Consider the following 26,858-nt stretch of genomic DNA (forward strand, 5'->3'; position numbering starts at 1 on the left):
TGCGCTCCCGCTCCGCGTGAGCGCCTGTCAGGTCACTGCGTGACCTGACGTCAACTCGCATGCTGCGCATGCGAGTTAGTCTCGCGCCGCTGCGCGCCACGAGCCACGGCCGCAATGCGGCCGGCCCCCACCTGAGCCCGGAACGGGGCCTCCGCTGCGCTCCAGCCCCAACCCTCCCCGCCTACTGGGGAACCGGCCAGGAAAGCAGCAGCAGGAGGGGTGACGGGAAGTCAGAGGGGCTTGGAAGCGCTGGACTGGGAGTGGACTTGAGACCACGATCACGTGACCTCCCGTCAGGCTGCTTTCCGGCTCCGACTGGGCCAGACTATCGTAATCGTGCCACGTTCGAGGGATTTTCTCTCTTGTTGCTGCTTCATTTTGAAGCACGAGATAGACTCTGGACTCAGAGCGCACCACCCTTGGAACGCTCGGAGGCTTATCGAGATCCGCTTAGGACCCTTGCGTGTGCTTCGGTGAGGCAGAGTAGCCAACCACCCGAGCCACTCCCACCGTAGCCCTTCTGGCGCCTCTACGTGCAGGTTTCCCGTTTCCCATCGCTCGAACCGACAGGGCATCACCCAGGAGAAAGCAGACAGGAATGTCGACCACGAACCGCGCGGATCAGCGTGAGGCCGCCCAGCGAGAAGCCATTGACGCGGTACTGCGCGCCCTTGAACTCCCTGCAAGATCGCTGGTGCCAGAGCGGGGTCTGCGGACACAGGTGATCATGGCGACCGGGTCCGGGAAGACACGGGTGGCGGTCCGGAGCGCGGAAGAGCTCCACGCGGGCCGGGTGCTGGTCCTCGTGCCCTCGCTGGATCTGCTCGCCCAGACCGAGGCCGCATGGCGCGAGGGCGGCCGCAGGGGCCCGATGATCGGTGTCTCCTCCTTGCGGGGTGAGGAGGTGTCCTTTCCCAACACCACGGACGTGGACGAGCTGGTGGAGTGGACGAGGGGCCTGGAGAAGGTCACCGTGTACGCCACCTACGCCAGCCTGGGTCTGGGCACGCTGGAGCGGGCGCATGCCGCCGGCCTTTCGGCGTGGGACCTGATCGTGGTCGATGAGGCGCACAGGACTTCGGGCCGGATCGGCAAGCCGTGGGCGGTCGTTCACGACAACCTGCGGATCCCGTCGCTGCGGCGGCTGTACATGACGGCCACGCCCCGGCTGTGGCAGCTGGACGAGGACCAGGAGCAGGGCGGTGCCCCGGGTGAGCTGGTGGCGAGCATGGAGGACGACCAGGACGGGCCGTTCGGCAGCCGGTGTTTCACGCTGACGCTGTCGGAGGCGATCGACCGGGGGATCTGTGCGCCGTACCAGGTGGTGTGTGTGGACATCACCGATACGCAGTTTCAGGCCGTGCTGCTGCTGGGTGCCGAGGGCCGGTCGGACGAGATGCGCGGCGCCCGGCTCGCCGCGCTCCAGACGGCCCTGGTGAAGGCGTCAGCCGAGGAGGCCTTCAAGCGCACGCTCGTGTTCCATCACGTCGTCAAGGAGGCCGAGGCGTTCTCGGCCGGGGTCCCGGATGTCGCCGCGCAGCTGCACGCCGCCGATCCGGAGCTGTACCCGGCGACGGTGTGGGCGGACTGGCTGTGCGGGGATCACAAGGCGCTGCACCGCCGGCGTGTGCTCGGGGAGTTCTCCTCCCTGATCGCCACGGACGGCACGGTGGTGGAGAAGGCGTTCCTCAGCTCGGTGAAGGTGTTGGGCGAGGGCGTCGATACCCGCAACTGCGACTCCGTGTACTTCGCCGACGTGCGCGGCTCGATGCCGGACCTGGTCCAGGCCGTGGGCCGTGCGCTGCGGATGCAGCCCGGCGAGGGCAAGATGGCATCCCTCGTGGTGCCGGTGCTGCTGGCGCCCGGGGAGACGGCGGACAACATGCTCACCAGCCGGGCGTTCGGCGGGCTGGCGAAGCTGCTGGAGGCGCTCAGGGCGCACGACACTCGCATCGTCGAACAGCTGGCCCAACCGCAGGCCCCGAGCCGCTACAAGCCGGTCCAGAAGGACGCCCAGGGCAAGGAGAAGAGCGGCAGGGACGGGGGGCCGTCCGCGTCGGCGAAGGCGTTGCTGAAGTTCTCCACGCCGCGTGACCCGGCGCAGCTGGCCGCGTTCATCAACCTGCGGGTCCTCAACCCCGAGCACGAGCACTGGCGGCGCGGCGTCGAGGCCGCCGTGCTGTACACGCGCGAGTTCGGCGACCTGAAGGTGCCGTTCACGTACCGGGTGCCGAAGGGACCGGAGGCGGTGGAGGCGGGGTGGCCGGCCGCGCTGGGCAACTTCCCGCTGGGGCAGTGGATCGCAGATGCCCGTCGCTTCTACGCCCGAGGGGACATGGACGAGGACCGCGTCCAGCAGCTGGAGAAGCTGGGCATGGTGTGGTCGCACTTCGACGTCGCATGGGAGGAGGGCCTGGCCGCTGCCCGCGGCTGGGCTGCCGAGAACGGGCACCTCCTGGCTCCGCTGGACGCCACCTACCAGGGCGCGAAGGTGGGCATCTGGCTCAAGAACGCCCGGGCCGCCGCCCGTAAGGCAGCCGAGATCGAGCAGCGGCATGCCGAGGGCCTGCCGGTGGGATCGGTGGCCGGTGCGCTGTCGGAGGACCGGCGCGAGCAGCTGGAGGAGATCGACGCCTCGTGGTGCCCCACCTGGCCGGTGGAGTGGCAGCGGGCGTTCCACCTCACCCGGCTGCACCTGGACGAGGGCGAGGCACTGCCGACCGAGCCGGGTGACGTCCTGCGCCAGGGCGAGGACCTCGGGCGGTGGGTGCGTGCCCAGCGGCTGGGCTGGGACAAGCTCACCGGAGTGCAGCAGTGGATGCTGGAGCAGGTCCTCGGGATCGAGCCCGCCACCGAGGACGAGAAGCCCCAGCCGCGCCGTACGCAGGCCGACAAGTGGGCCGCCAACCTGGCCGCCGCGAAGCAGTTCTACGAGCGTGAGGGCCATCTGATCGTCCCCCGCAGCCACGTGGAGACCGTGCTCTCGGACGAGGGATGGGAACTGCAGTTCCGTCTGGGGGCATGGGTCAGCAACCAGCGCTCGCGTGCGGCGACGTTGTCGGAGGACCGGCGCGAGCAGCTGTCCGCGATCGGGATGCGGTGGTCCTGACGATGAGCGGGAACGCCTCGGTCATCACGGCGGCCGCCGTGGCTCTGGTGGTGGGCTACCTGGTGGGCCGGGTACGGCCGTGGCAGCGACTGGGCTGAGGACCAGGTGCGGTTCACCGGAGCGTGGGGGCGCGGCGGCCGGATCCGCCAGGCCGCCGTCGTCCTGGTTCGCTGTGTGAGGGGCGAGTCCAGAGGCGTGGGCTGCGCGCACCGTCTATCGGAATACCCGGAAGAGCTCACCAGAAAGGGCCGATGTTCACCCGAACGAGGGACCTACGGAGGCGTGATCCCTGAATTCTGTCCGGAATGAAGGATGTTGTTCTGATTTGCCCTTATAGACGGGTCGGATAGACGCCCTGAAAGACCGTAGAATCCACCACGGGCGTTTCTCGAAGTGTCCACCTGCCGCACCCCTCCGGGTCAATTGACCGGAGGAGAGCCCTCCGGCGCACCGGAAGCAGGAGAAACACCATGGGGGACGACGATGAACCGAACTGGGACTTCTGGACCTTCGTGGTCACGCTGGTTGAGTGGCTGCTCGACGTGATCACGAAGCGATAGGCCCAGCCCGGCCATCACCTACAGGAGCCGCCTCCCAGCCAGGGGGCGGTTCTTGTTTTATCTACCCGCCGAACCCCACCCTAACGAATCCATAGATGCGTCCGGCGTGCGGGCACCATCGTACCCGACAAACTTGCCGACCAGAAAGCTCTTCGGTTCCCGGCGCGTGATTTCATTTCTGAGCACCCAAATCGCTCCTGGAGGCTTTCAGAGGCTTTCACGGGCGTCCAGCGCTCGAAAGTTCCTGAATTTGAAATGCCCGCATGCCCACTTTGCCGCATTTCATGGTGATTCTCGAAGCGCTGTGCGGCCCTGGGCCTTGGGGAACACGCCACCTCAGGGCCCGTTTTGCAGCCCCAGAGGAAGGACTGACGCAAGTACAGGCGTAAGTACGCTCGAGCACCGCTACCTGTGGCCAGCAGGCGACCGGTGTCCACCGGGGGCAGGCTGATGGGGTGGAGTGGCCGGTGGACGTCGCCCTCGCGCAGCCCGTGACGCAGCTGCCGACGGGCCCGTCGTGGGCCTACAAGATCAAGGTCGACGGCCACCGGACCGTGCTGTGGCGGACCGAGGACGGCGTCCGGCTGCAGTCGCGGGCCAGCCGCGACGTCATCGTGCTATGGACGGACCTGGCCGTGGCCGCGATGCGCCTGCCGCCGGGCGTGATCCTGGACGAGCTGATGGTGTGGGAGCGGGATCGGCTGGCATTCGAGCGGCTGCAGCAGCGACCTCCCCGGCGCGGGGCAGCTGCCGCTCAGGCGGCACGGGAGTGGCCGGCGCACTTCGTGGCCTTCGACCTGGTCCACCGAGGTGACGACCTGACCGGCTGGCCGTACGCGCGGCGCCGTGCGGCGTTGGAGGCGTTGTTCGCGGAGCGCGGCTGTCGGCGCCGTTCACGCTGTGCCCGTCGACGACCGACCCGGCCCTGGCTCGGGAGTGGCTGGATTGGACGGCGGCCGCGGTGGAGGGGCTGTGCTTCAAGCGGCTGGGGGAGTCCTATCGCGGGTGCGTGCGGTCGTGGCGGAAGTACAAGGTGCGGGTCACCACGAAGGCCGTTATCGGCGCGGTCACCGGGTCGCTTGCCGCGCCCTGCACGCTGCTGCTGGGACGCTACGACCCGGCGGGTCGCCTGCAGTACGTCGGCCCGCCGCACCACTCTGTCCCGGGCCGCCGGCCGCGCTGTGGCCGACCATCTGGCCTCGCCGCACGGCGCGCACCCGTGGACGGGCTGGACGTTCTCAGCAGGGTGGGGAACGCAGCACACCCTCTATGCCGTCCTGGTGCAGCCGGATGTCGTGACGGAAGTCGGCGTCGACGTCGCCCGCGACAGTGCCCGCCGGTGGCGGCACCCGGCCGGCCCTCACCGCATCCGCGCGGACGTCGACGTGGCGCAGGTACCGCTGTTCGACGAGTGAGCCACGCTGACCGCCCCTACGCCGCAATCGACGCGACACGATCAGGTTGCAGACCAGGCGTTCAGTCAGCCTCTTCCTCAATCCAGTCGGCAGGTACGAGTGCTTGATCGGTGTCGTAGCGCCATCGCTGGGTTACGTATGGGCTGAAGTCCGGGTGGTCCAGGTCGGCGTGTTCCATGACGATGACCTGGAACTGGCCTTCCAGCAGGCGCAGCGTCTGATGGATTGTCTGGAAGATCTTCAGCAGCTTGTGGCGGTCGTTGGCTCCCAGAATGGCTTCGCCTGTGTGGTCGGGCGGGAAGAAGACCTGCGACGGTTGGTCGAGCACCAGGACACGAGGCACGGGTGCGCGGTGCTCAGTGAACCACTCGTGAAGGCTGAGCATGGCTGCTACGTGGTAGCCGAGGTGGTTCTCTCCGCTGCCCATCTCGGGTAGGGGCAACGGGCCATCGGCCTTGTCGGCGATGACGGTGAGGCGGTTGACGTCGAGCCGGATGGGGTTCTCCGAATGCTCGAGGCTGAGCCCTGCGGCCTTACTGGTGATCTTCTGGCTGATCAGTGAGAGGTAGCTGGCGAGGCGCTCGCCTTGTGTGTCGTCGCTGAGCAGTTCTTCCAGGTCGGCGATCTGCTGACGGAGTTCTTCTCGCCGGTCTTCCACTTGAGGGGTTACTGCGCGGCGAGCGGCGGTGTCCAGGTAGAGACTGATGCGTCCCTGGACCATGGCGGCGCGGCGAGCGTCGTCGGGTTCCTGTTGTAGGGCCCGCATCCCCGCGGTGACTTCGTTGATCTCTTCTTGATTCCGGGCGAGTGCAGAGCGCAGTTCCTGCAGGCGCTCTTCCTCCTGGCTGATCAGGCGTTGAATCGCTGGGGTGTCGCTACCGATTACCTGGAGATCGCCGTCCAGATGTGCGAGGTCGCGGGTGAGGGCGGTGACCGTGTCGTTGGCGGAGGGAAGGCTGCTATCACACACGGGGCAGTGCGAGGCGTTGGAGGTCTCGGGGTCTCGGCGGAGCAGGCCGAGGGAGACCAAACGGGCACGCTGCTCGGTGGCTTGGGTGGTGAAGTCCGTGTTCTCGGCAAGTGCTCGCTTGAGATCGGCGATCTTTACACGGGTCTGTCCGTGGAGGCCGCGTAGCTCGTTGCGTCGCGTGGTGAGTGCGCTGAGGGGATCCTCGTCGCTGTCCTGCTCAGGCGGGGGGCCGGTGTGGTTCATGGCCTGGCGTAGAAGGCTCAGCACTTCGTCGGCTGATGGCTCTGGATTGGTCAGGGGTGCTACCAGGTGCGCTTCGACGGCCTCAATGAGCAGGGCGCGGGCCTGGCCGGCGGCGGGGTCGAGGTTCCGTGAGGGGGCGAGCGCGGTTTCGAGGTCAGCGAGGTCGCGGCGCAGGAGGCGAAGCCGGTTGCGACGCAGTGCCTGCTCTGGGTCTACGGCGCCCAGGAAGTACGGGATGACACCGCGGATGGTGTTGGGTCGCCACTCCTCGCCTTGGGAGTGGAAGAGCAGGTCTGGGTTAGCGACCTCGTTCTGCGCTTGGAGGCAGAAGAACAGGGCGTGGCGGATGGACGGGGCGATGGTCTGGGCTCGGCCAACGGCTGGTACGCGGACTGTGCGGTCGATGCCGCAGAAGTCGCTGAGCATGTCCTTTGCCGCGTCCAGCGGGGTGGCGAACTTGAGCTCTTGCAGCGGTGGAGGCGGGGTGCCGGGGGCTTGCGAGAGGATGCACAGGACGGTGCTGACGGCGGCTTTGCCTTCGGGTGCGCGGCGGGCGACGAAGAGTTGCTGGCCGGGCTTGACCAAAGTGAGGGCGTAGACGCTGACGTAGTCGCGGACCTTGCCAGCCTTGACAGGGTAGCCGTTGCTGGCGAGGCAGTAATCGATGATGGTCAGCAGTGCGCTTTTGCCGCGTCGGGAGTCGCCGGTGACGATGTTGAGGGTGCCGGGATCAAAGGGCACGGTGCGCATCTGGCCGGGCTTCTTGCCGTAGATGGTGACCGCCTGGATCTGAAAGGTCACGGCTTGACTCCAAGGAGGGTCAGGACGGTACTGAAGCTTCCGGTGCTGGGCAGCCAGCGCCCGAGCTGGACGGCAGCCTTCTGGATGGCGACGCTCTGTTCCGTGTCGCCCTTGATCGTTTTGGTGAGTGCGCGGGGAACGAGAGTCAGTCCCTCGCTGTCCCAGTGCAGGATGTGACTCTGCAACGCGAACAGCAGGCCGGGGCGCACGACCGCAGCCAACGAGGCCGCGTGGCGTGTCATGGCGACTCGCACGGCGTCGTTCTCGTCCAGCCACCCCATCAGACCGGTTCCCGTGGTGGCCGGCAGGACCGCCCGGATGGATGGTTGCAGGGCCATAACGGCAGCTGTCACGGCCACCTGCAACGGGCACGGAGCCGCGTACTCCTTGTCATAGCCCTGGACTGCCCGGGTACACAGCACCGCTGTGAACGCCGGGTTGTACAGGGCCCGCTCCTCGCGGCTCAGTTCGACTGCCGCCATCAGCGTGCTCCGGTCGGCTCAAGGAGGGCCATCAGCCGGGCGGTGAAGTCCGGATGCCAGCCGACCCGTAGTTCGTCGGCGAGCATGTGGTATGAGCCCTTGGGGATGAACACTTCTTCGAGGCCGGTGCGGATCTGGGCGCGGGCCTCCCGGTCAACCCAGCGATAGATCAGTTTGGCCTCCCGCTTCATCTCCTCCTCGGTTGCGTCGTCTCCGAGGTCCTCCCGCATGTCCGCGAAGCGCGCCTGCCACTCCTCAACCAGCCTGCGCTCGTATCTGCCGAGCTCTCCTACGCGGAGCAGCTTCTCCTCCGACCAGCGCGATCGTTGGTTGAATGCCCGCACGTAGTCCCGCACGGCGAGACGGATGCGTTCGGATCCGACGCCAATCAGGTCAAGTTGGCGGACGAACATCTTGTCGGCGGACTCGGCAGGCTCAGGGTTCAGGTCGGCGATATCGGGGTCGATAGGCAGATTGTTGGGACCGAACTGGTGGCGTAGATCGCTGAAGATCTGGTCGAACTCCTCGCCGGTGATGGGCGCGCCGCCAGGTGTGCGCATCTGCTCGATCACCCGGTCGTAGAACCATCCCTCGAGGCGGGTGAGGAAGGACTTAGCGAGGTCGTGCCCCACCACGAGGGCCGCATGGCCGAGCATCGTCTCGCGGACCTCGTCGATCCGCGGAGCGTCACCGATGACGTCGATCCGGGCAAGCAGGGCGCTGTGTCCTACAGCCCCATCGGCTTCCAGCCCGTCGAAAGCCGCAAATGCCTTCTGCAGCTTGTCGCTCGAGGATGCTTCACGGGCCGCCCGCAGCAAGGTGAGGGCCTTGCCTTCGTCACGATGTCCGCTGGCTTTGGGCTGCAGGTGATAGCCGGCACTGTCTGGCGGGAGCTCGGCCGTCGTCATCAGGAAGAGGTTCGTTTCGGCGAGGTCGATCCGCCCGGCCGTAGCTGCCTCGCACCAGATCCGAAGCGTCTTCCACAGATCGGGGGCCGAGTCAGTCAGCCGCGTGCCGTCTGCTCGTTGCTTGAGCTGAAGTAGCTCTCTCACCGACCCGGCATGCTTCTCGATGTCGTCGGCGGCCTCAACAGCAACACTCCACTCCAGTCCGCCCACCCACTGCTCGATGCAGAACTGCAGCGCCTTGGCGAACTGGTAGAGGTAGCCGAGCGCTGAAGCAGATGCTTCGAACTGATCGTCCTTGGCCGCCATAGCCCCCTCCACCCATCCTGTCGAGCTGCCAGCGATCTTCGCACGCATGTGACGCTGGGCACATAGGCGGTACCGCAATCGTGACGCTTCCCAGGCCACCAACCTGATTGGTCCGCAACGGGCAAGAGCCAGCAGATCGTCGCCGGCGATAGGAAGGGCGGCAGCTGCGAGGAGGAGCGGGAGCTGAAGCTGGGCGCCTGGATCGGCCACCAGCGTCCGGGGCCGCGACGTTGGCTCCGGAGCGGGTGGAGCAGCAGTCCGCGATCAGTATGCGCTGGACGTAGAAGGCGCACGTCACATGTGACTCCCAGCGCCCCATAACAGGTACAGAGAGAGCGAAGGCCCGGACCAGGCGTCCGGGCCTTCGTCATGCCCTCGAATTTCCTCGCCGGTCGCTGCTGTCCGGGGGCCGGCTTCCGGCCTTACAGGGTGAAGAAGCCGATGCCGCAAGGACGAGACGCACGCACCTGAGACCTGTCACCGTCCCGTCCGCCATGCCGAACTCACCCCGGAGGCCAGAGCAATGACCACCCACCAAACGACCGAGGGAATACCCGCGCCGATCGCGGCTACGCTGAACACGCCCACCCTGGGCCGGGCCGAGACTCCACAGGGACGCTCTCAGGCAGAGAGCCGCAGCAGGACCGCCGACCGCGCGGCGCACACCCCCGCGGACGACACCACGCAGGTGTCCGCTGTCCTCGATCTCTCTGCTCAAGGGAGCAGCATCATGACCCGGGACAACGTGCCCGCGCCCGTCCAGCCACCCGACCCGTCACCGGCTCGGCAGCAGCCCGCTGCCGGTGCTGGCCTGACCGCCGCGATAATCCAGGGGGCCGCCCAGGGCGCCGCTCGGTCCTTCACAGCCCGCCTGGTGGACAAGTTCCTGATCAACCCGCCCGACTGGCCTAGAACCCTGTGGCACATGCTGCCGCGGCCCTGGGACCACTAGCCGCCTCGCCGGGCAGGGCCTGACCCTGCCCGGCGAGGCGGCCGCGCCCCCTTGTCAGCGGCGAGTGGTCCAGAGATGAAGGATGTCCTTCCCCATGGGCTCTACCGTGCCGTCCGGGTTCTCCTGGAAGCCGGGGGCCGTGTTGAAGCGCAGCGTGGGCCCGCGCTCGCTCAGCTGGACCCTGTCGAGCGCGGCGTGCCGGTCCGGGTGCCCGATGACGACCTGTTCGCAGGTGTCCGCGAGGTCCTGGTTGCAGCTGTTCACTCGGCTGAGGCTGACCTCTTTCGCGGATGTGCCGTGGCCGGGGACGAGGACGAGCTGAGCTGTGGGGCTGACCGGGAATCTGATCTCGTGAGCCCCCTCCAGGCCGAACCCTCGGTAGGCGTCCTCCGGAGTTTCCGGGCGCCAGAGCACGAGGGGTGCGTCGGAGGTGAGGAAGATCGGCTTGCGGCAGGTCTCGAGGCGCCAGTGCCGGGCACGGTACTGCGGGATGCACACCCGGACCGAGCTGAAGGTCACGGCGACCGCTTCGTCGTGGGTTGGGTCGTTGCCGCCGTTCATCGCCCGTGTGCCGTGGTAGTAGTCGAAGGCGCCCTGGACTTCGGCTTCCCGTGGCGGGTGACCGAGATGCTTGCGCGTGAGGTACTCGGTCATGAGAGCCATGTCGACTTCCCGGCCGTTTGCGTAGGCGGTGACATTACGCCCGAAGAGCGGACCAGTGCGCTTGCGTGGTGTCCTGGCAAACTGCACAGCCAGGTAGAGGCAGAGCAGCTCACGGTCGTCGCTGCCGACGGCCGGCGGCATTCCCGTCTCGTCTATTCGCCGCAGGGCGGCAAGCCCCTGCCCTTCCAGGCCACTGAGCTCGTGCTCGATGGCCGTGGAGGGCAGGCCGTTCTCGTCCGTGATCGTGTAGAAGCCGGTCTCGGCAGCAACGTTCTTGACGTTGGCGAGGTACGTCTTCGGCGGGCACCGGCGTCTCACTCTGACCATGTCGCCTCGCCCGAATCGTGCCAGATAGCTCTGCGGCACGTAGTGATGGAGTTTCGGCACAGACACGTCAGGTGCTCACCTCGGTGATGGTGTCCGCGATCAAAACGGGCAAGTGGTTGATGCCGCGTTCCAGGAGCCGTTCGATCGGGACTGCGTACTTGCTGGTGTCTACGTTGATGAGCGTGTTCCAGACCGCGGGTTCGTAGCGGGCGAGCATGGACAGCGTGTACAGCACGGCCCACCAGGCCATCAGCGGGTGCAGTTCCCGCTTCATCGAGCCCAGGATGGGCAGGAAGTACCGGCTCCCGGCGTAGCCGCGGGTCAGGGTCCGCAGATGGGCCTGCCGTTCGGCCATAGTCGCCATCCCGTCGAACCCCGTTCCCACGCCCTCGGGCATCAGCCAGTTCATCGACAGCTGGCCCCCGCCGTGGTCGTAACGGACGTAGTTCGGAAGCGCCGCCGCTCCCACATTCGAGTAGCTCTCGTGCTGGGCGACAGCCGGGTACACCGTCAGAAAGTCGGCCAGCGCCTCACGAGTGCCGGCTTTGACGATCCGGTCGGGAATGTTGCACACGAAGACGCTGAGCAGGGAGTGGTCGCCTTCGTCGACGCTGCCCTCGCTTGTGTAGAGCGGGGTGAGCCGGTCCCTGGTGGTGAGCGGGTAGCTGAGGTTCGTCGGCAGCAGATCCCAGATGTCTTCCAGGCGCAGCGGGTCCTTCTCCCACACGGGTGAGTCGAGGACCTCGCTGACCTTCACGAAGCTGCCCTGGGTGCCGGGCGGGTCGGTGCGGATCTCGATGTCGGGGAAGGGCGAGTGGAACCCCGTGGTCTTGATCCCGTGGGTGTCGAGGCGCCAGTCCTCGCCCTTGAGGGACCAGGCGGCGGCCGTAATGGCGCGGCCGGCCTGGCTGAGGCCGTAGAAGGCCAGGATCGGGCTCGTGGCCGGGCCCACAACGGCGGCGGCGTGGAACAGCTGCTGAGCCTGTTCCAGAGCCGCCGTGTACGTCTTGCGGCGGGAGGCGCTGCTGGCTTTGGCCGGTGGATTGGAACGGCTGGCCCGCAGCCGCTCCCACGCCTCATCCGCGTCGAGATCGCTCATGGCCGGGACGCTACCCGTTGTCGAGTTGACGCCGCTGGGTGAATTTCTCCCTCGCGTACACGGGCGCGGATCTAAGCGCATGGTCCTAACTTGCCCTGTTTTTAAGGTTCTTGAAAGAATTTGAGACATTCTGCCACGGTCGGGTTCGCCCGCTCCGGGCGGACCGAGCGAGAGGAAGATCCCCCATCGCACGACGCACCGGAGTACGACGAAAGCCAGGCCGCCGGACGTCTCCGGGTGCCGATCGCCTCCTTCCGGTGGGCGCGGCACACCGGCCTCGTCCCGGCCCCGGACGCCTCCTCCTACCAGTGGTCGCGGGCCACTGTGGAAGCGATCGACGCCGCCGCGATCCAGGCCTCGCTCCCCCACGAGCCGATCTCCGCCGCAGCGACCGCGGACCGGATCGCCCGAGCCCTGGACACGCCGAACATGCCCGACGAACCGCCAGTCGTGAGCGCCTTCGCAGTGCGCCGGCTCATCACCTGCGGGCTGCTGACCGGCCTGACGGCGAACCCAGAGGCCGTACTGATCAACCCCGACCAGGTGGCGGCAGTCTGCGGCATCAAGGGCCTCGCGCAGCGACTCGCCGCCGAAGCGCCGCTCGGGCCGGACCAGGCCGCCGCCAGGCTGGGCGTGAGGAGGGTCGACTTCGACTACATGCGCGACCTGATGTGGGTACGGCCGACGGAACGGCGTCAGGTACGTTTCGGCACGTCGCGGGCCGGATCGGTGATGAATGGTCCCCGATGTTCACCACGGCGTCCGTCGACACGCACCCTGAGGTCGACCGGGAGCAGCTGCACAACGTCGGAAAGGGCCGGCGCTCCCCGCTCGCCCTGTGAAGGCCAGGCGGCAGGAGAAGGAGGCCGCCGCGGTGTGAGCGCGCGCCACTCGTGTGGGTGATGACAGCCGGGCGGTTCGGCGACACGCTCAGCAGGAAGTCGAGAACACCACAGACCACTTCAGGGCCCGGTCGCGTAGCGCGGCCAGGCTCGCGCCGTGCGGCGGCGCGGCTGTACCGCAACGGTCGCGCCGCCCGGGCCGCCTGCTGGCCGTGCGGAAGTACGTCAGCAGGCAGTCGGTGTCACGAAGGTGCAGGCTGACGGTGTGGAGTGGCCCGTGGACGTTGTCCTAGCGCGGCCCGTGACGCAGTTGCCGACGGGTCCGTCGTGGGCGTACGAACTCAAGGTCGATGGTTCTCCAGACACTTGAAGTTGCCTCATCGGATGACACCGTGGCTCATGCCTGCTCCGCCCTCTATCGGAATACGAAGAAGGTCGCACTTAGCCGCTGTGCCCGGGCCGACCACTGCGCCGCCGATGCCGCCCAGATGACAGTCGCAAACCGACCCGGAGATCGACTTCGACGCGATCAATGGTCGGGATGCGCACCCTAGGCTGGGTCGTTGTCGGCGGTGCGCGGTTCTGGCCACGCCCACGGCTTGGCCAGCGTGCCGTCTGCGTCAAGGCCATAGCGCTTATACTCCGGCGCTGATTCCTCCCGTATACGCGCCAAGTCTTCCAGGGTCGAGAGGCCTGCGCCGTTGATGACTTGCACAGTGAGTCGTTCTGCTTCCTGTCGGTCCCTGTTCACCAATCGCAGCTCGGCCAGTGCATGCAGGGTTGCAAGATCCTCGGCATCGGTCTCGGCGGGGGGCAACGGCTCGGCCCTGTCACGATCTCTGCCCCCTTCTCGCGACCGCGCCGGATCCGCCCCAAGGTGACTGCCGACAGCGTGGTACAGCCGTTCGGCCTCCTCTCGATCTCCGGCCGCATCTCGCAGTCTTGCCAAGCCCAGCAGGGCCGCGGGATTCGCGCTGTCGGCGGCGGCTCGATAGAGGCCTTCGGCTCGCGAGTCCTTAAGGTTCTCCAGAACCCGTGCCATCTGCACGACAAGGACAGCGTGGCCAGCGTTGGCAGCAGCACGAAACAGCCGTTCGGCCCTGTCTCGCCCCCCGGCTTTCTCCCGCATGGTTGCCAGGGCCAGTAGAGCGCCGGGGTTTCCGGCATCGGCAGCTTGAAGGGCGAGTTGTTGGGCTTCGTCACAGTCCCCGGCCCTCTCGCGCATCATCGCCAGGGCCGTGAGGGCTTCGCTGTCTCCGGTATCGGCGGAGGCGCGAAGCAGCTGTTCGAGGGTCTGTCGATCCCCAGCTGGCTCTCGCAAGTTCGCCAGGGAGAGCAAAGCGGCGGAATCCCCGGCATCGGCGGCGAGACGGTACAGCCGTTCGGCCTCCTCTCGGTCGCCAGCAGCCTCTCGCCTCTTTCCCAAGGTCCGCAAAGCGGCGGAATCCCCGGCATCGGCGGCGAGACGGTACAGCCGTTCGGCCTCCTCTCGGTCGCCAGCAGCCTCCCGTTTGTCCCCCAAGGTCCGCAGGGCGGCAAGGTTCCCGGCATCGGCGGCGAGACGGTACAGCCGCTCGGCTCCGTCGGAATCCAGGGTTACCTCTCGCAACATCGCCAAAGGCAGTAGGTCATTGGGGTTACCGATATCGGCGGCTGCGCAGAAGAGTTCTGCGGCGTGGCGGTAGCGGCCCCGGATCTGAGCAGCAAACCCGAGCTGGGTGAGGTCGGTTTTGCTGGTGAGATGTTCGGCTGCGGCGTTCCAGAACGAGACGGGCGGGAACAGCAGCCGACGGGTGCGGCGGCCGTGCTGTTGGAGGTAATCGGCGAGGCGGACCACATTGGGCAGCGCGCCCATTCCGGTTGGGTGGGGGAGATCCTGCAGTGGCCTGGTGGTCTGTTTGATCAGGGTGCGGGCGTGGGCCAGGGCACCGATGAACCAGTCGGGGCTGGCATTGGTGCGTTCGGTGTCGGTGAGGTAGCCGGGTGCTGCGGCTTCCAGAAACGCTAGCGGCAGAGGCCTGCTGACCCGCAGCCGGTAGGCGTCCATGGCCGCGCTGATCAGAGCCCTGCCGTAGATGCCGTACGCGCCGGCCGGGTGCTCGTAGTGGGTGACCAGGTCCGGTCCGGCGGCCAGGGCCTGAGTGAGGTTGACGCCGCCGACATCAAGGGCAGTGGCTAGGGACTGGTCGTGGCCAGCCGTGCTGCGGACGGCGTCCAGGTCGTCGGCGAAGGAGCGGGGAAGGAAGGTGTAGTGGGCCTGGGCCAGCAAGGTCCGAGCGTGCCGGTGCGGGTCGTCGTTGCCGGGGGCGGCAGTGAGTGTCTCGTCGTGGTCGGGCCACAGGGTGGCGATCACTATGAGGGGGCCGTCGGCATCGAGACGGCGAAGCAGCGCGGCTGCGGCAGCTTCGCCTGCGGGGTCAGCCAAATAGTCCTGTGCCTCGTTCAGCCACAACACGGTCCGTGGAGCAAGGGCGTTCGCGGCGAGCACGGCCAGGAGGTTGTCGGTGTTCGTAGGGGAGAGTAGCTCGAAGTCGTCCGGCACCGTCGCGTTCAGGGCTTCGAAGGCGGTGCGGGTTTTACCGGTGCATGACTCCCCCCGCACCACCACTAGCAGCGGTGGAGCCCCGTCGGCTATGGCGGCGGCCAGGCGCTCGCGCAGCTCGATGTCGTGCGGGCGGGGCACGTAGGTGGGCAGGACGAACCCAGAGCCGTGAGGCCCGGAGGGATACCCGGGAACGGCCGGGTGCACTCCGAGCCGCTGGGGTGTCCAGGACCGTACGGGGCGAGGGAGGTCCGGCAGCGCTGCCTGGCGGGCACGCCGCTCGTCGTCTTCCAGGGCCTTGTAGGCCTTCTGCCGTTCGACGGCCTCCAGATTCACCTGCGTCCGGCGCTGCTGTTCGTCGGCCCACGTACTTCGCCAGCGGGTCTCGGCCAGCAGATCGGCAACGGTCTCGCCCGGGACACCAGGGGCCATGGTCTGCAGGATGCCCAGGCGGGCGGCCTCGGCCCGGATATCCTCCAAGACGGCCAGCAGCGGTTCCAGCCGTTGAGGGAATCGCCCGCGCAGCCACGCCCCGACCGTGTCCCGGGACACCGGCGGTCGCGGAGCCTTGGACAGGGCATTGTCCGATGGTTTTCCGCCCAGACGGTCCCGCTTGAGCGCGCCCACACGCCGCAGGTCCTCGAAGAAGTCAGGCGTCATGCCCATGGCCGCCCCCTGCTCGCCGGTGTCCGGACGGACATTACCGGACACCTGGAGGCCAGGCCCGTCACCAGAAGCCCAGGGACAGATCTGTCCGGCTACTCGGCAGACAGGGGCAGGACACGGCGCCGGACAGGCAGCGTCCTTCTCAACCGGTCACACAAGGGGGCCGCTCACCCACGGGAGATACCGCAATGTCGACGTTCCAGATGCTGTCACTGCTTTTGGCACTGTCCATGGCCCTGCACATCGGCTGCGCCGCCGCCTTCACCGCCTGGCGCGGCGGCACCCGCCCGGCCAGGGCCTTCCTGATCGGCGGCAGCGCCACCGGTACGGCCTGCGCCCTGTACCTCACCGCCGTCAGCGCCTACCACTAACCTCCCTGTTTCGCTTCGGGAGGCTGCGCGGGGTAGTCCCGGTGAGATGGGCGGTTCTGGCTGCTGGTCTGCCGGTGCGCATGGCGATGGCCCGACGCTCGGCCGGGTTCTCCAGGCTCCTCGGTCGTGGGTGGGCAGGGGAGGTGGTGCCCGGTTCAGGTGACCGGTCGGGGCAGGGCCTGCAGGCGGGTGAAAGCACTGGCCAGCTCGTGTCGCCAGGGCCAGGTGGTGGCGATCCGTAGTCGCAGGCGGCGTCCGCCGCGGGTGATGCGGGCGGCGGCGTGCAGCAGTCGGTAGCGGAGCTTCTTGGGTTCGGCGGTGGCCAACTCGCCGTCCAGCAGCAGGAGGCGGGTCCAGGCCAGCAGGTCGATTGCGGTCAGGGACAGCTCGAACCAGGCGGCGTTGAGAGCGAAGTGGCGGGAGGGGAAGCGGCCGAATCCGGTGCTTTGGCCCGTGCGGATGTGGTCTTCGACGGTGGCGTGCCCGCGGTGGCGGACCTCCAGGAACTGGGCGGAACCGCCTCCCGCGAAGGGGGTGTCGGTGAGGAACACCTGGTGGCGCAGGCCCTCGTCCTGGTCGAACAGGGACAGTTGGGCGCCCGGGTGCGGTCGTTCGCGTCGCACGATGAGGCGGGTGCCGGCCGGGTAGCCGGCCAGGTCGACCATGCCGGTCAGCTCGGCGACCTCGGCGCCGTCCCGCAGGGTTCCGTTCTGGTCGAGGGCGGGGTGCCAGAGGTTGTCGGGGAGGGCCCGGATCGCGCGGCGGACTGGTTCGGTGACCGGGTAGCCGACCGAGAAGCGCAGGTCCAGGCCGTTCTCACGCAGGGTTTGGAGGTGGGCCAGGAAGGCTTTCGCGCCTCCGGCGCTGTCGGCCCGGATGAGGATGGGGGTGCCGTGCCGGTGGGCGCCGGGGATCTGGGCGAGCGCGGCGTCGAGGACCGTGATGTGGTCGGTGGCGGTGTTGGCTCCGGCGTTGCCGGGCCGCAGGAGCCCGGACATTGCTTCGCCGGTGTTCGACAGGAAGCACAGCAGCGGGTGGTAGCCGAAGCCGCCCTTGTAGGTGGGTGCGGCCTGCTCCTTCTCGGAGTGGCACGTGATCAGTGTGGCGTCGATGTCCAGGACCAGGCCGGGCAGGTCGCGCCCGGCGGCGCGGGTCGCGGGTATGCCCCCGCCGGTTTCGGCGGCCTGCAGCCAGGCGACTTCGCGGGCTTGGGCTCTGGCCGCCCGCAGCGCGGCGAGCATCGTGGAGTCGATGTCGGTCAGCAGCCGCCATGCGGTCGTTGTGGAGGCGACCGGGCCGAACACCGTCGGCTGGTCACGCAGGATGCCGAGGTCACGGATTGCTTCGCCGCCGTCGGCGAGCATCACGGCTATGTCCACGGCGATCCGCCCGGGGGCGTGTCCGGTACCCCGTGGCCGCAGCCTGCGCAGCACGTCGTTGAAGGCGACGGTCAGGCCGGTGGCATCGGCCAGATCGGCCAGCAGGCGGGAGCCGGCGTGGCTGACCACTCCATGGCCGTCGGCCGAGACGGCGAGCTGGGGACGCGAGGCGGTAGTGTGCACGCAGAAAGTGCCTTCCTGCTGGAACGACAGAAGCCTTCGACAAGCCCTATCGTCCCAGGTCAGAAGGCACTTTCGTGTTCTCGCCCAAGATCCGGACGCCGCTCAAGCGAAACGGCGAGGCTAATCATCACAGCATTCCGGCGTGCTTTCCCCGGTGCCGCCGGCGGTCGGGTCACATCCAGCGCGAGAGCGAGGTCGATCCGGCTGCGGGCGGCGTCCTGGAAGGCGCCGTAGTCGGCGGTGCGGTCGATGCGCGACAGAGCGGCTCAGCGGAGGGGGATGAAGGCTTACGGCGGCCGGGGCCCCAGGACAGCGGGCGGGTCTTGGCCTGTTCGATCGAGCCGATGGCTCTGCCTCATGAGACATAGCGAACTCTGGAGAAGGATGGCCACCGGACCGTGCTGTGGCGGACCGAGGACGACGTCCGGCTGCAGTCGCGTACCGGCCGCGACGTCACCGCACTGTGGATGGACCTGGCCGTGGCCGCCATGCGCTTGCTTCCCGGTGTGGTCCTGGACGGCGAGGCCGTGGTGTACGTCGCCGGCGCCGACGGCACTGCGCACATCAGCTTTGCCGCAGCGCAGTCCCGCGCGCTGTCCAGCCCCCGCCGGGCCCGGGAGCTCGCTGCCCGGCACCCGGCGACGTACGTGGCGTTCGACGCCCTGGCCCACCCTGCGGCGGGCGTTCCTGACCTGCGACCGCGTCCGTACTCGGAGCGCCGCCAGGTCCTCCTGGACGTGCTCGCCGGCGTCGGCCCGCCGATCGAGCCAGTGTGGTCGACGACCGACCGCGCCGAGGCCCTGCTCTGGTACGAGTCGCTCGAAGGCACGGGTGTGGAGGGGGATCGTGGCGAAGCCGCTGAAATCGGCGTACGCGGCGACCAGGATCTGGGTGAAGGTGAGGCACGCGGACACGGTCGACGCCGCCGTGGTCGGCTTCACCGGCACGGCCCGGCATCCGAAGACGCTCGCCGTGCGGCTGCCCGACGGGCGGGTGGCGCTCTCGCAACGGCTGACCACGGCGCTCGCCTCCGTCGTCGGCCCGCGCCTGCTCCCCCAGGCCGGGCGGGCGTTCGCGAAGGACGGCGACTCCTACACACCCGTCGCCGGTGATGTGGTGGTGGAGGTCGTGGCAGGTACGATCCGGCACGCGGTGGTCACCGTGGTGCGGCTTCGATGATGGGCTCGTTCGGCGCGGTCGGGCTGATCAATTGGCGCAGGTCCAAGTAGCAGCGCAGCCGTACGCCGGGCGTCGCGAGTCGTGTGCTCCGCTGTCGCCGTCGCCCACCGGTCGGCAAGCAGCTGCTGGAAGGCGAGCGCGGTCGCGTCATCGGCGGCCGCGACGTCGACGACGACCAGGCCGCCTGGCTCGCTCACATGGGCCTCGTTGATCGGGTCCATGTACGGCACTACGCCCCGGCGCCCGGGCGAAGTTCCGTTCGCGCGGTGTCTTCACCCGACCGAGTGGTCTGGGAGTAGCTGTAGGGGGAGGCATGCGCAGAAAACGGCCTGACCGTGCCCTGGTAGTTCACGCTCGTCCAGCTGGGCGCGGTGGTCGGCTGACGGGCTTCAGCCTGTCCGCGGGGCGCGAGTCCCCCGCGGAAGCGGCGGGGCGGAATCAGATTTCGTCAAAGAGATACCGGCGCCCCGGAATGTCCCGGAAGGCGCCGTTCGCGAGAGTGACACGCTCCGAGACTTCGCGAGCAGTGCGCTGAGCCTCCAGCTCCGCTTCGCTATGCGGGTGCGCGACCACGAACTCCGGGGCATCCGTCCAGGTCGCCGCGTTCAGCCACCGGACGTAGTTCGGCCTCAGGACCCGGTGGTCAAATCCGCCGGCCGGGCCTTCCCAGCCGACAGCGGCGACGCGCGTGTTCAACGGGATGTACAGCCCCCTACCTTGGCGATCATGCTGGCCGATGTAGGTCCAGCCGCGGTCGCTGATGGTGAACCGGGGCGCGTCCGGCGGACTGTGCAGGAAGCGCCAGCGCATGCTCGGCAGCAGGGTCTGCAGCCCGTTGCTCATGACCTCCAGCCGGGCCATCTGGAGGGCGTCGCCGGATGTAGCTGGCCAGCCTGCCTCGGCGAACCAGCGGTTGAGTGCACCGCCGAAGTCGGGGTGGCGTACGCCGACCATGGCGGCGTACACCAGGAAGGCCTGCTGGATCACCGGGTCGGTGCTGCCGGCCTCGAGTTCACCGACGACCTTCGGCAGGCGGGGCTCGATGATGTCCCATACGGCGTCGACGACGTCGGGATCCACGCCGGGCGCCGGATTCGTCAGCCGGTACATGCGCGAACGCCAGCCGATCGCATCGGCCTTCGTCGCCAGCACCGTCTTCGAGTTACGTCGCCGCCACCGCAGCTCTGCCTCGCGCAGCCGGTCACTGCGCGCCACGCCGAACCCGCCCAGCAAGGTGGCGGGCAGGTAGTGCTGGCGGTCCCCGCTGCTCACGGCACCTCCGGTACGACAGTGGCGCGCGCCGCCTGGATCTCCTCCTGGAGGCGGCCAAGGCTGTCCGCGGCGTGCGCGCGCACGCTGTCCCAGCCGACGGCGAAGTCCCGCACGGGGAAGGCCAGCCCCAGGTCATGGTGGGCTTGTATCAGAGCAGGATCCGGCTTGGGATGCACGAAGGAGTTGCGGACCATCCGGATCTGATCGAGCCGCCGCACCGCCGGATCGATGGCTGCTCGGTCGATCCCGGGCAGGCGGCGCATCAGGTAGTCACCGAGGCGCCCCAAGGCATGGGACGGACTCCTTCCCGGCACGCCCAGCTCGCGCAGGATCTCGCTCAGGACGACGACGCCGGCCTGAAACTCGGCTTCCGTCGAAGCGGGCAGTGCCAGCAGGCTGGAGCGGTCCATCGGTGGCCGCGGCACCAGGCCCTTGCCCAGGACTAACTCGCAAGTGAGGTCAAGGAAGTTCAGCGTGCGCAGCAGAGCCCGAGGGTCGGTGTACGACAGCACGGATGGCGGGTCCGACGGTGTCAGCGCCGCAGTCACGGCGTTCAGGTAGGCATCGGTGGTGAAGAAGGTGGCCTCGGTCAGGTAGCCCAGCCGACCGGCTCCAGCCGACTCCTGGAAGCTGATTCCGGGCCACTCGGCCGCCGCGATCTGCGCAATGTGCTCCGCAGATCCTTCGCCTTGCCCCGAATCCTTGAGGAACTCACGCAGGTTCACCTCCAGGTCCGGGCGTTCGAAGGGGGAATCCAAGATCCGCTTCTGGGCGCTGGTCAACTGCCGCATGAACGCCAGCAGTGCCCGGCTGATCTGCGAGGCCATTGGATCGTGCAGGAGGTGGTGCAGCGCCGCCAGGGTGATCCGGACGGGCCCGTCAGGGTCCGGCGTGACACCGCTGCTGATCCAGGTCACCGCCCGGTAGCCGGGATGCCGCAGCTGGGGGCCGGGTCCAGGGAAGCTGCGCAGGACCACCTCAGCCTGGTAGCCGTGCTGACGCATGAAGTACTCGATGTAGAAGTACTTGGGGAACTGACCCGCGTCGGAGAACCGGCTCCAGACGAGATCCACCAGCAAGCGCTGCGAGTCATCCAGCGGTTCCAGTAGCCCAGTCACGTCATCGCCCCTCGCTCCGAGGCGTGATCCTACTGCCGCAGCCGTCAGGAGCACCTTGCTTATTGGGAGCATCGGTCTACGAGGGCGGCGCCCACGGCCGGGAGGGGGCGGACCGCTCCACCTCGGAGGGCTGGCCGACAACTACGGCACTACGCCGGGGCGCCCGGTGCGGGTTCCACCGCTGCCTTGTCTTCACCCGACCGAGTAGCAGGCCGTCAGGGGCTGTCGCCGCCCCAGTCCCAGCGGGCCGGGTCGCCGGGGCGCGGGTCGTACAGCGCCCGGCCTCCGGGGCCGAACTGCCCGAGCTCGGTCTGGAGGGAGACACCGTCGCTGATCTCCTCCGGCCTCCAGCCGGTGATGTCGAGCAGCAGTCCGTCCAGCGGCCCGCCCACCAGTTCGGCGTAGCTCCGGCCCGGCTTCGGCCCCGGGTGATCGTGGTCAGCGCCGTAGATCCGGCCGCGCAGCAGCTGCTCATCGTCGCTGTCCATGGTCTCCAGCCTCGCAGCCAGCACCGACAACGGGGGCTTGCCCAGGGGGCCCTGGGCAAGCCCCCGCGCTACCGGGAGGCTGCCCGGGTCAGCTGCGCCAGCGTCCGAGCCAGCCGCCGGCCTTCGAGGCCTGCGCCGCCTCCTGCTCCTGGCGTTCCTGCTCCTGGCGCTCGCGCTCATCCTGTTCTGCCTGACGTCGGATCTCGATCGCCGTATCCTTGCACGCGTCGCACAGCTGCGGGTGGGTGTCGCGCGGGGCACCCCAGTGGTCGGGGTCGGAGTCCTTCCACCGTTCGTCAGTGAACTTCGCCCCGCAGTCGGCACAGACGGGACGGCGGGCTTCCCGCTCAGCGGCCTCCTGCTCAGCTCGGCGCCGCTGTTCGGCCTTGTGCGCCTCCTGTTCGGCTCTCCAGCGGGCCTCCCGCGCGGCTTCGGCCGCGACCCTGGCGGGCGTTACCGATCGCGTCCAGGAGCGGCTGGAACGACTCCCGGCCCCAGGGCCCGCGGCCGAAGCGCCAGAAGATCCGCCCGGCCGGGCCGTGCTCGCACAGCTCGGCCATGAGCCCGTCGGCGTCCGGGTGCCGGCCTTTTCCGAGCAGGGAACGCAACTGCGCGTCGGTCACCTCCGCACCGAGCGCGAGACCGAGCGCGGGCAAGCCCCGCCCCGCCCATCGCCCTGGCGGGACTCCAGCGTCCTGTTCGTTGTGCTGCCTCCCGACGGTCGCACTCCGTGTCCTACAGGCGAGCAGCATGCTCGCCTTCAGGAGTGCGCGCCAGGACCCGCTGAACGACTTCACAGCCAGCCTCCCAAGGGAGCCGCGGGCCGTTCTGCCTGGGATGCGAAACGTCTTTTCCCTGGCAGCTACTGAGACGGAGCGCTTCAATTGCCGGGCTTCGCCACAACGACGCGCTCGGTAAGCGCCCTCAGGATCGGAACCCGTTTCTGCGGCATCTACCCTGTCCGGATAGGTGATCTGTTGTGAAGGGAACCGTGTTGATCCAGTATCCCGCGTTTCGGACGTGGCAGACGATGCAGAAGCGGTCAAACAACAGCATCGTGGCACTGGCTATCGGTGCCAGCCTCGCGGAGCAGGAGATGGCCAGGTCTGCGTACCCGGGCGACACAGCGGGCGCAGTACTCGCCGGGGTGGCGCAGGCCAAGCGGCTGGACGTGACGGCGACAGACGCGAAACGGATCTTCAGGACGGCCACGGAAGACATGGCGTTCTTGGCCATACCGCAAGTCGTTGCCCTACACATCGAGTTGTGCGTCGGCACGGTGATCGAGTGCCAGCGTTTCCCGAGCCTCATCGGGCCACAGAAGCAGTCGCCTGAGTGGTGGGCTGTGCCGCTCTTGGCGAAGACGGTCAGGTTCGGAGAAACGGAGACGACCGCAGACCATCTCATGAAGTTCTGCGTAAAGCTGCGGAACACCATCATGCATGGTGCCGGCAAGGTCGACGACAAGTTGATCCAAGTATGGAGAGATCTTCCTCATGCGGCGAAGACTCGCTGGGAAGCGCTGGCCGGACGGCCCTTCACGTACGCGAGGATCGGTGCGCTGCCGGACCTCCGCTGGCCTGAGGTCATGGCCACGCTTGCGGTGACGAAGGAGTCGGCCGGCGAGATCAACGCACGGATCGGGCGGCTGCTCACGCGGGAGCAGTGGGCTCAAGTCATCGCCTTTGACTACCGGGACGGTTCGCGGCACGGACGGAGGCGCTTCAACAGCATGACGCCGGGTAGGACGGTGGTGGACGAGAACAGCAAACCCCGTCCGGGCCAGGAGCGTGCCCTGCAACGGCTGCTGGGGCACGCCACCACGTATTACCGCCCGTTGGGGATGACCCCCGACGAACTGCGTGCGGGCCGAGAGGCCATTCGTTAGGAGCGGGCGCTCTGCCATTGAGCTACTGGTGGACCGAAAGTCCACGGACCGGGCTCGAACCGGTATCTCCCGCACAGTGACGACTCCGGTGATGAACCGGCCCATCCCGCAGATGATCGCCTCACACACACTTTACCGAGGAACGCCGTCAGCTCAAGCGCTCATTCGTCAAAACGAGCGCTCGATCACAGCTGCAATGCCGGGGACGAGTTGTTGTCTCGACTACAGCTCGATCTGGATGTGCTCCACATCGGTGAACTCCACGCCAAGGCCCGCGGCCCGCGTGTTGTTGGCGCGGAAGTACATCCGTGCGAGGCCGTCGGCCGCGATCTGCTGGAGCTGCTGCTCGGTGGCGCCCTGCTCGCGGGCGGTGAACAGGCGGTCCGCGAACTCCGGCGGCAGGGCCTGGGTGATGTCGCGGATGCGGGTGTCGTCGGTCGTGCCCGGCGCGGCGGTGAACCCGAACCGGGCGCGGGTGGAGACGACCAGGCCGGCCGTGGACGCGGCCCGCTTCTTCGCCTTCGCCCGGATCTGGGGCTGCCACCGTTTCTTGACCTCACGCTCTATGCGGTCACGCAGGTCGCGGCGGGGCCGCTTGAACTTGCCCGTGACGTACCGCTCCACGGTGCGCTGGGAGATCCCCAGGGCCTCGGCGGCGGCCTTGGTGCCCTTGAGCTGCTTGACCAGGTATTTCATCTGCGCCTGGGCGCTCTGCGGGATGCGGCGGGTGAACGCCCCCTCCAGCGCGGCGTCCAGGCTGTCCCCGATCGAGTCGGCCATCGTCGGCTACTCCCCTTCCCCGGAGGCCGGGTCGGTCTTGATGAGGTTGGCGAGGTTGAACACGGCGCCCGCCTCTTCGAACTGGGCTTCTGCCCACAGCACGGTCTGAGTGCCCTGGTGCTTGACCATGCCCGGCGAGACACCGAGCCGGAAGGTGCCCGGTACCGGCTTGCCCTCGTCCGTGTACGGCAGGACGTCCAGCGGGGAGGGCCCGGTGGAGGGGTAGACGATGCAGTCTGTGCCGATCGCGACGGGGTAGCGGCCGGTCGCGGCAGCGGTCTTGAGGATCTTGCGGTGCATCCCGATCCGGACGGTGGCCAGCACGGCGGCCCGGATGTCGGGGCGCCACGTCTCCCGCGCGAGGGCCGGCCACGGCTCGTAGTACGGCACCTGGCCCCGGCTGCGCTGCCTGAGTTTGCCGATGCCGCCCTTCGCCGTGGACTTGATCGCGTTCAGCAGCAGCGCCATCGTCGGGTCGACCTGCTTGTGCACCGTTATCGCGTCCAGGAACTCCTGGCCGCCCATCGTCGTGGTGACCCCGAGGTCGGCCATCGTGGCCACGTACGCGTCCCGCAGCCGGTTGTACCAGGGGTCCAGGTAGCGGCCGGATTCCAGACGTACGTGCGCCTCGATCGGCGCGACCTCGAACCCCAGCTCCTGCGCGTAGGCGACGGTGGGGGTGGCGTACCAGGCCGGGCCGGTCGGGCGGTCGCCCTTCGGCGTGAACGGCGAGGGCAGCAGGCCGGCGTCCAGGGTGCGCCCGCCGGTCTCCACGCGGGACAGGTCGACGTGGCTCAGGTCGACCAGCCACGAGCCGGGCACCTTCGGGTCGAAGACCGGGTTGCCGGTCAGGTGGGTGGGGGCGCCCAGGCCGACGGTGAGGCCGTTGGTGGCCGCCGCGAACGCCATGTTGACGTCGATGGCGACCAGGTACGGCAGCATGCACTCGTCATCGGTCAGCGGCCGGCACCAGTCGTACGGCTCCTCCATCAGCATCTCTGCCGGAGTGCGCAGGTGGTGGCGCTCGAACTTTCCCTTCAGTTTCGGGTGCTCGTCCGGGACCTCGCACTCCACGTGCTCGTACACCGCCGTCAAGGCGTCCGTGTTGAGGGCCCGCTCGAACTCGCCGGTGGTCTCGTTCTTCTCCGCGCGGGTCGGCGGCCGTAGCGCGGTCATCAGCTCCAGGCCGGTCGTCGACGTGGTGCCGCGCGGCGTCATCACCCGCTGCGCGTACGTGCCCAGGTACCGGGCGAGGTCGGCTGGGTGCATGCCCGGCAGCTGCGGGTCGTCCTTCTTGTCCCACTCCCGGGCGTCCAGCGCGTTCCACGACGGGATGCACAGTTGCACGCAGCGCCGCCGGGGGCCCTCCGGGTCGCGGAAGAGGCGCGCCCATGGCCCCAGTCCGCGCTGGGTGAGCTGGAGTTCGGCCCGCTGGATCTGCTTGACCACCTTGTGGCTGTCCTTGAGCCGGCCCGTACGCCGTTCCTCGTCCGACAGGGCGGCGGGTAGGCCGTAGCGCTCCAGGGCGGCCGGGGTGAGGACCAGGATCGGGTCGGCGTCGCGGCCGTTGCGGTGCAGGCGGGTCTGACCGAGGCGGGCTTCGGTGATGGTCCAGTCGACCAGCGCGGGCAGCGACTTGGCGGGCACGTCCAGGACCAGGCCGCCGACGCAGTAGGCCGACACCTGCCCGTCCTCGCAGTCGACGACGGCGAGCGGGCCGTTCTCGAAGCGCGGGTCGACGACGGCCGCTGGGGCGGCGGTCTTCTTCACCGCCTTCTTCGCGGACGGCCGCCGCGACGTCGACGCCGGCCTGGTGGAGCTCGCCGCTGGGTGGGCGGGCGGCTTGGCAGCGGCCGGCGCCATCGCGGATGGGGTTTCCGGAGCGGAGGTGGTGGTGAGCGTGTCCGGCACCGCAGAGTCGGGGGCCGTCTCGGTGGCGGAGGCGGGGAAGCGCACGGTGAGGCCTTCGAGCAGCCGGGCGTACGCGGTGCGCTGCGGCGGCCGCGGTTCGTTCTTACCCGCCTCCCAGTTCGCCACCGCCTCCCGACGTGTGCCGAGCACCTTCGCAATGTCGGTCTGCGTCAGACCGGCGGCCTCACGCAGGCGCCGACGTTCCGCAGGGGTCGGCAGGTCGTTCTGGTCGACCCGATTCAGCAGCGCATCGACATTGTTGAGCAGCTCGTTCTCAGTGGGCACTGAGCTCACCTCCATCAGCACCCTACGCCAAGCACTTATTGGATCGATCAATGATTCGCGCATTGGATCGCACATTTTGGATGGGGTGCGGGGCTTGGTCTGTGTGTCACAGCAGTGCT

At 68.3% G+C, this 26,858-nt stretch carries 21 protein-coding genes and 2 pseudogenes; 9 read left to right on the forward strand and 14 right to left on the reverse strand.

The genetic code is table 11. The annotated features are described in order from the left end of the window. Positions 1-598 precede the first annotated feature (598 nt). The 3 genes and pseudogenes from OIE49_RS00005 (at position 599) to OIE49_RS00015 (ending at position 5,084) form a co-directional block, all read left to right on the forward strand. Positions 599-3,109: a DEAD/DEAH box helicase gene (locus tag OIE49_RS00005; RefSeq protein ID WP_161240666.1), complete on the forward strand. Its 2,511-nt coding sequence runs from the start codon at positions 599-601 to the stop codon at positions 3,107-3,109. 1,051 nt (positions 3,110-4,160) lie between these two features. Next, a pseudogene (locus tag OIE49_RS00010) lies at positions 4,161-4,532 on the forward strand (ATP-dependent DNA ligase); the annotation flags it as partial. Between the two features lie 318 nt (positions 4,533-4,850). Further along, complete coding sequence (locus tag OIE49_RS00015) at positions 4,851-5,084, forward strand: hypothetical protein (protein ID WP_326806435.1); 234 nt, start codon at positions 4,851-4,853, stop codon at positions 5,082-5,084. Between the two features lie 61 nt (positions 5,085-5,145). Here OIE49_RS00015 and OIE49_RS00020 read toward each other — a convergent pair whose 3' ends face one another. From OIE49_RS00020 to OIE49_RS00030, 3 genes are read right to left on the reverse strand one after another with little or no spacing between them, the layout of a single operon-like run. Further along, on the reverse strand, positions 5,146-7,098 hold the full coding sequence (locus OIE49_RS00020; RefSeq protein WP_161240665.1) for a DUF3732 domain-containing protein: 1,953 nt from the start codon (positions 7,096-7,098) through the stop codon (positions 5,146-5,148). Further along, on the reverse strand, positions 7,095-7,580 hold the full coding sequence (locus OIE49_RS00025; RefSeq protein ID WP_161240664.1) for a three component ABC system middle component: 486 nt from the start codon (positions 7,578-7,580) through the stop codon (positions 7,095-7,097). The genes OIE49_RS00020 and OIE49_RS00025 overlap by 4 nt, the downstream gene beginning before the upstream one ends. Further along, a complete protein-coding gene (locus OIE49_RS00030) occupies positions 7,580-8,794 on the reverse strand; it encodes an ABC-three component system protein (protein ID WP_161240663.1) in 1,215 nt (404 codons plus the stop codon). Before OIE49_RS00030 ends, OIE49_RS00025 begins: the two co-directional genes overlap by 1 nt. Before the next feature lie 523 nt (positions 8,795-9,317). On the opposite strand from OIE49_RS00030, the gene OIE49_RS00035 reads away from it, so the two are divergent. After that, positions 9,318-9,746 (forward strand): hypothetical protein, encoded by a 429-nt coding sequence (locus OIE49_RS00035; RefSeq protein ID WP_326800487.1) that lies wholly within the window; start codon positions 9,318-9,320, stop codon positions 9,744-9,746. A gap of 54 nt (positions 9,747-9,800) precedes the next feature. Here the strand turns inward: OIE49_RS00035 and OIE49_RS00040 are convergent, their stop codons facing one another. Both OIE49_RS00040 and OIE49_RS00045 read right to left on the reverse strand, forming a co-directional pair. Beyond that, positions 9,801-10,802: a DUF4238 domain-containing protein gene (locus OIE49_RS00040; protein ID WP_326800488.1), complete on the reverse strand. Its 1,002-nt coding sequence runs from the start codon at positions 10,800-10,802 to the stop codon at positions 9,801-9,803. Position 10,803: 1 nt separating this feature from the next. Further along, the gene (locus tag OIE49_RS00045) at positions 10,804-11,835 is read right to left on the reverse strand and encodes a YaaC family protein (protein WP_161240660.1); all 1,032 of its coding nucleotides are present in this window, start codon (positions 11,833-11,835) and stop codon (positions 10,804-10,806) included. Positions 11,836-11,955: 120 nt separating this feature from the next. Between OIE49_RS00045 and OIE49_RS00050 the strand changes: the two genes are divergently transcribed. After that, on the forward strand, positions 11,956-12,738 hold the full coding sequence (locus OIE49_RS00050) for a hypothetical protein (RefSeq protein ID WP_326800489.1): 783 nt from the start codon (positions 11,956-11,958) through the stop codon (positions 12,736-12,738). 489 nt (positions 12,739-13,227) lie between these two features. Here OIE49_RS00050 and OIE49_RS00055 read toward each other — a convergent pair whose 3' ends face one another. Then, positions 13,228-15,885, reverse strand: coding sequence for a tetratricopeptide repeat protein (locus tag OIE49_RS00055; RefSeq protein ID WP_161240659.1), 2,658 nt, complete (start codon positions 15,883-15,885; stop codon positions 13,228-13,230). Positions 15,886-16,073: 188 nt separating this feature from the next. Here OIE49_RS00055 and OIE49_RS00060 point away from each other — a divergent pair, with 188 nt between their 5' ends. Continuing rightward, positions 16,074-16,256, forward strand: a complete 183-nt coding sequence (locus OIE49_RS00060; protein ID WP_161240658.1) for a hypothetical protein — start codon at positions 16,074-16,076, stop codon at positions 16,254-16,256. Positions 16,257-16,411: 155 nt separating this feature from the next. Here the strand turns inward: OIE49_RS00060 and OIE49_RS00065 are convergent, their stop codons facing one another. Beyond that, the gene (locus OIE49_RS00065) at positions 16,412-17,818 is read right to left on the reverse strand and encodes an IS1380 family transposase (RefSeq protein ID WP_326800490.1); all 1,407 of its coding nucleotides are present in this window, start codon (positions 17,816-17,818) and stop codon (positions 16,412-16,414) included. A 374-nt stretch (positions 17,819-18,192) separates the two neighbouring features. Between OIE49_RS00065 and OIE49_RS00070 the strand changes: the two are divergent. Both OIE49_RS00070 and OIE49_RS00075 read left to right on the forward strand, forming a co-directional pair. After that, positions 18,193-18,648: pseudogene (locus tag OIE49_RS00070) on the forward strand (ATP-dependent DNA ligase); the annotation flags it as partial. Between the two features lie 16 nt (positions 18,649-18,664). Then, positions 18,665-18,997 (forward strand): hypothetical protein, encoded by a 333-nt coding sequence (locus OIE49_RS00075; protein ID WP_326806436.1) that lies wholly within the window; start codon positions 18,665-18,667, stop codon positions 18,995-18,997. Here the strand turns inward: OIE49_RS00075 and OIE49_RS00080 are convergent. The 5 genes from OIE49_RS00080 to OIE49_RS00100 all read right to left on the reverse strand — a co-directional run bounded on the left by OIE49_RS00080 (position 18,910) and on the right by OIE49_RS00100 (position 22,627). Next, positions 18,910-19,218 (reverse strand): DUF6207 family protein, encoded by a 309-nt coding sequence (locus OIE49_RS00080; RefSeq protein ID WP_237693697.1) that lies wholly within the window; start codon positions 19,216-19,218, stop codon positions 18,910-18,912. The genes OIE49_RS00075 and OIE49_RS00080 overlap by 88 nt on opposite strands. A gap of 217 nt (positions 19,219-19,435) precedes the next feature. Then, positions 19,436-20,269 carry a DUF4238 domain-containing protein gene (locus OIE49_RS00085; RefSeq protein WP_161240657.1) on the reverse strand — a complete coding sequence of 278 codons (834 nt, stop codon included), beginning with the start codon at positions 20,267-20,269 and terminating at the stop codon, positions 19,436-19,438. Then, complete coding sequence (locus OIE49_RS00090) at positions 20,266-21,441, reverse strand: hypothetical protein (protein ID WP_326800491.1); 1,176 nt, start codon at positions 21,439-21,441, stop codon at positions 20,266-20,268. Before OIE49_RS00090 ends, OIE49_RS00085 begins: the two co-directional genes overlap by 4 nt. Positions 21,442-21,602: 161 nt before the next feature. Then, positions 21,603-21,875 carry a hypothetical protein gene (locus tag OIE49_RS00095; protein ID WP_161240655.1) on the reverse strand — a complete coding sequence of 91 codons (273 nt, stop codon included), beginning with the start codon at positions 21,873-21,875 and terminating at the stop codon, positions 21,603-21,605. Positions 21,876-22,237: 362 nt separating this feature from the next. Beyond that, positions 22,238-22,627, reverse strand: coding sequence for a relaxase domain-containing protein (locus tag OIE49_RS00100; protein ID WP_161240667.1), 390 nt, complete (start codon positions 22,625-22,627; stop codon positions 22,238-22,240). A gap of 227 nt (positions 22,628-22,854) precedes the next feature. On the opposite strand from OIE49_RS00100, the gene OIE49_RS00105 reads away from it, so the two are divergent. Beyond that, positions 22,855-23,763, forward strand: coding sequence for a hypothetical protein (locus tag OIE49_RS00105; protein ID WP_326800492.1), 909 nt, complete (start codon positions 22,855-22,857; stop codon positions 23,761-23,763). A gap of 222 nt (positions 23,764-23,985) precedes the next feature. Here the strand turns inward: OIE49_RS00105 and tpg are convergent, their stop codons facing one another. Further along, positions 23,986-24,543: a telomere-protecting terminal protein Tpg gene (gene tpg, locus OIE49_RS00110; RefSeq protein WP_326800493.1), complete on the reverse strand. Its 558-nt coding sequence runs from the start codon at positions 24,541-24,543 to the stop codon at positions 23,986-23,988. Positions 24,544-24,549: 6 nt separating this feature from the next. Next, entirely contained in the window at positions 24,550-26,739 is a 2,190-nt protein-coding gene (tap, locus tag OIE49_RS00115; RefSeq protein ID WP_326800494.1) for a telomere-associated protein Tap, read from the reverse strand. Positions 26,740-26,858: the final 119 nt, after the last annotated feature.

This window comes from Streptomyces sp. NBC_01788 (assembly GCF_035917575.1).
In the GTDB taxonomy this organism is placed as follows: domain Bacteria; phylum Actinomycetota; class Actinomycetes; order Streptomycetales; family Streptomycetaceae; genus Streptomyces.

Excerpts from the sequence above, each read along its gene's own strand:
- OIE49_RS00005 (WP_161240666.1), top strand. The coding sequence starts at position 599 with ATGTCGACCACGAACCGCGCGGATCAGCGTGAGGCCGCCCAGCGAGAA.
- OIE49_RS00025 (WP_161240664.1), bottom strand. The coding sequence starts at position 7,580 with ATGGCGGCAGTCGAACTGAGCCGCGAGGAGCGGGCCCTGTACAACCCG.
- OIE49_RS00030 (WP_161240663.1), bottom strand. The coding sequence starts at position 8,794 with ATGGCGGCCAAGGACGATCAGTTCGAAGCATCTGCTTCAGCGCTCGGC.
- OIE49_RS00035 (WP_326800487.1), top strand. The coding sequence starts at position 9,318 with ATGACCACCCACCAAACGACCGAGGGAATACCCGCGCCGATCGCGGCT.
- OIE49_RS00045 (WP_161240660.1), bottom strand. The coding sequence starts at position 11,835 with ATGAGCGATCTCGACGCGGATGAGGCGTGGGAGCGGCTGCGGGCCAGC.
- OIE49_RS00055 (WP_161240659.1), bottom strand. The coding sequence starts at position 15,885 with ATGGGCATGACGCCTGACTTCTTCGAGGACCTGCGGCGTGTGGGCGCG.
- OIE49_RS00060 (WP_161240658.1), top strand. The coding sequence starts at position 16,074 with ATGTCGACGTTCCAGATGCTGTCACTGCTTTTGGCACTGTCCATGGCC.
- OIE49_RS00080 (WP_237693697.1), bottom strand. The coding sequence starts at position 19,218 with ATGGACCCGATCAACGAGGCCCATGTGAGCGAGCCAGGCGGCCTGGTC.
- OIE49_RS00095 (WP_161240655.1), bottom strand. The coding sequence starts at position 21,875 with ATGGACAGCGACGATGAGCAGCTGCTGCGCGGCCGGATCTACGGCGCT.
- OIE49_RS00100 (WP_161240667.1), bottom strand. The coding sequence starts at position 22,627 with ATGCTGCTCGCCTGTAGGACACGGAGTGCGACCGTCGGGAGGCAGCAC.
- tpg (WP_326800493.1), bottom strand. The coding sequence starts at position 24,543 with ATGGCCGACTCGATCGGGGACAGCCTGGACGCCGCGCTGGAGGGGGCG.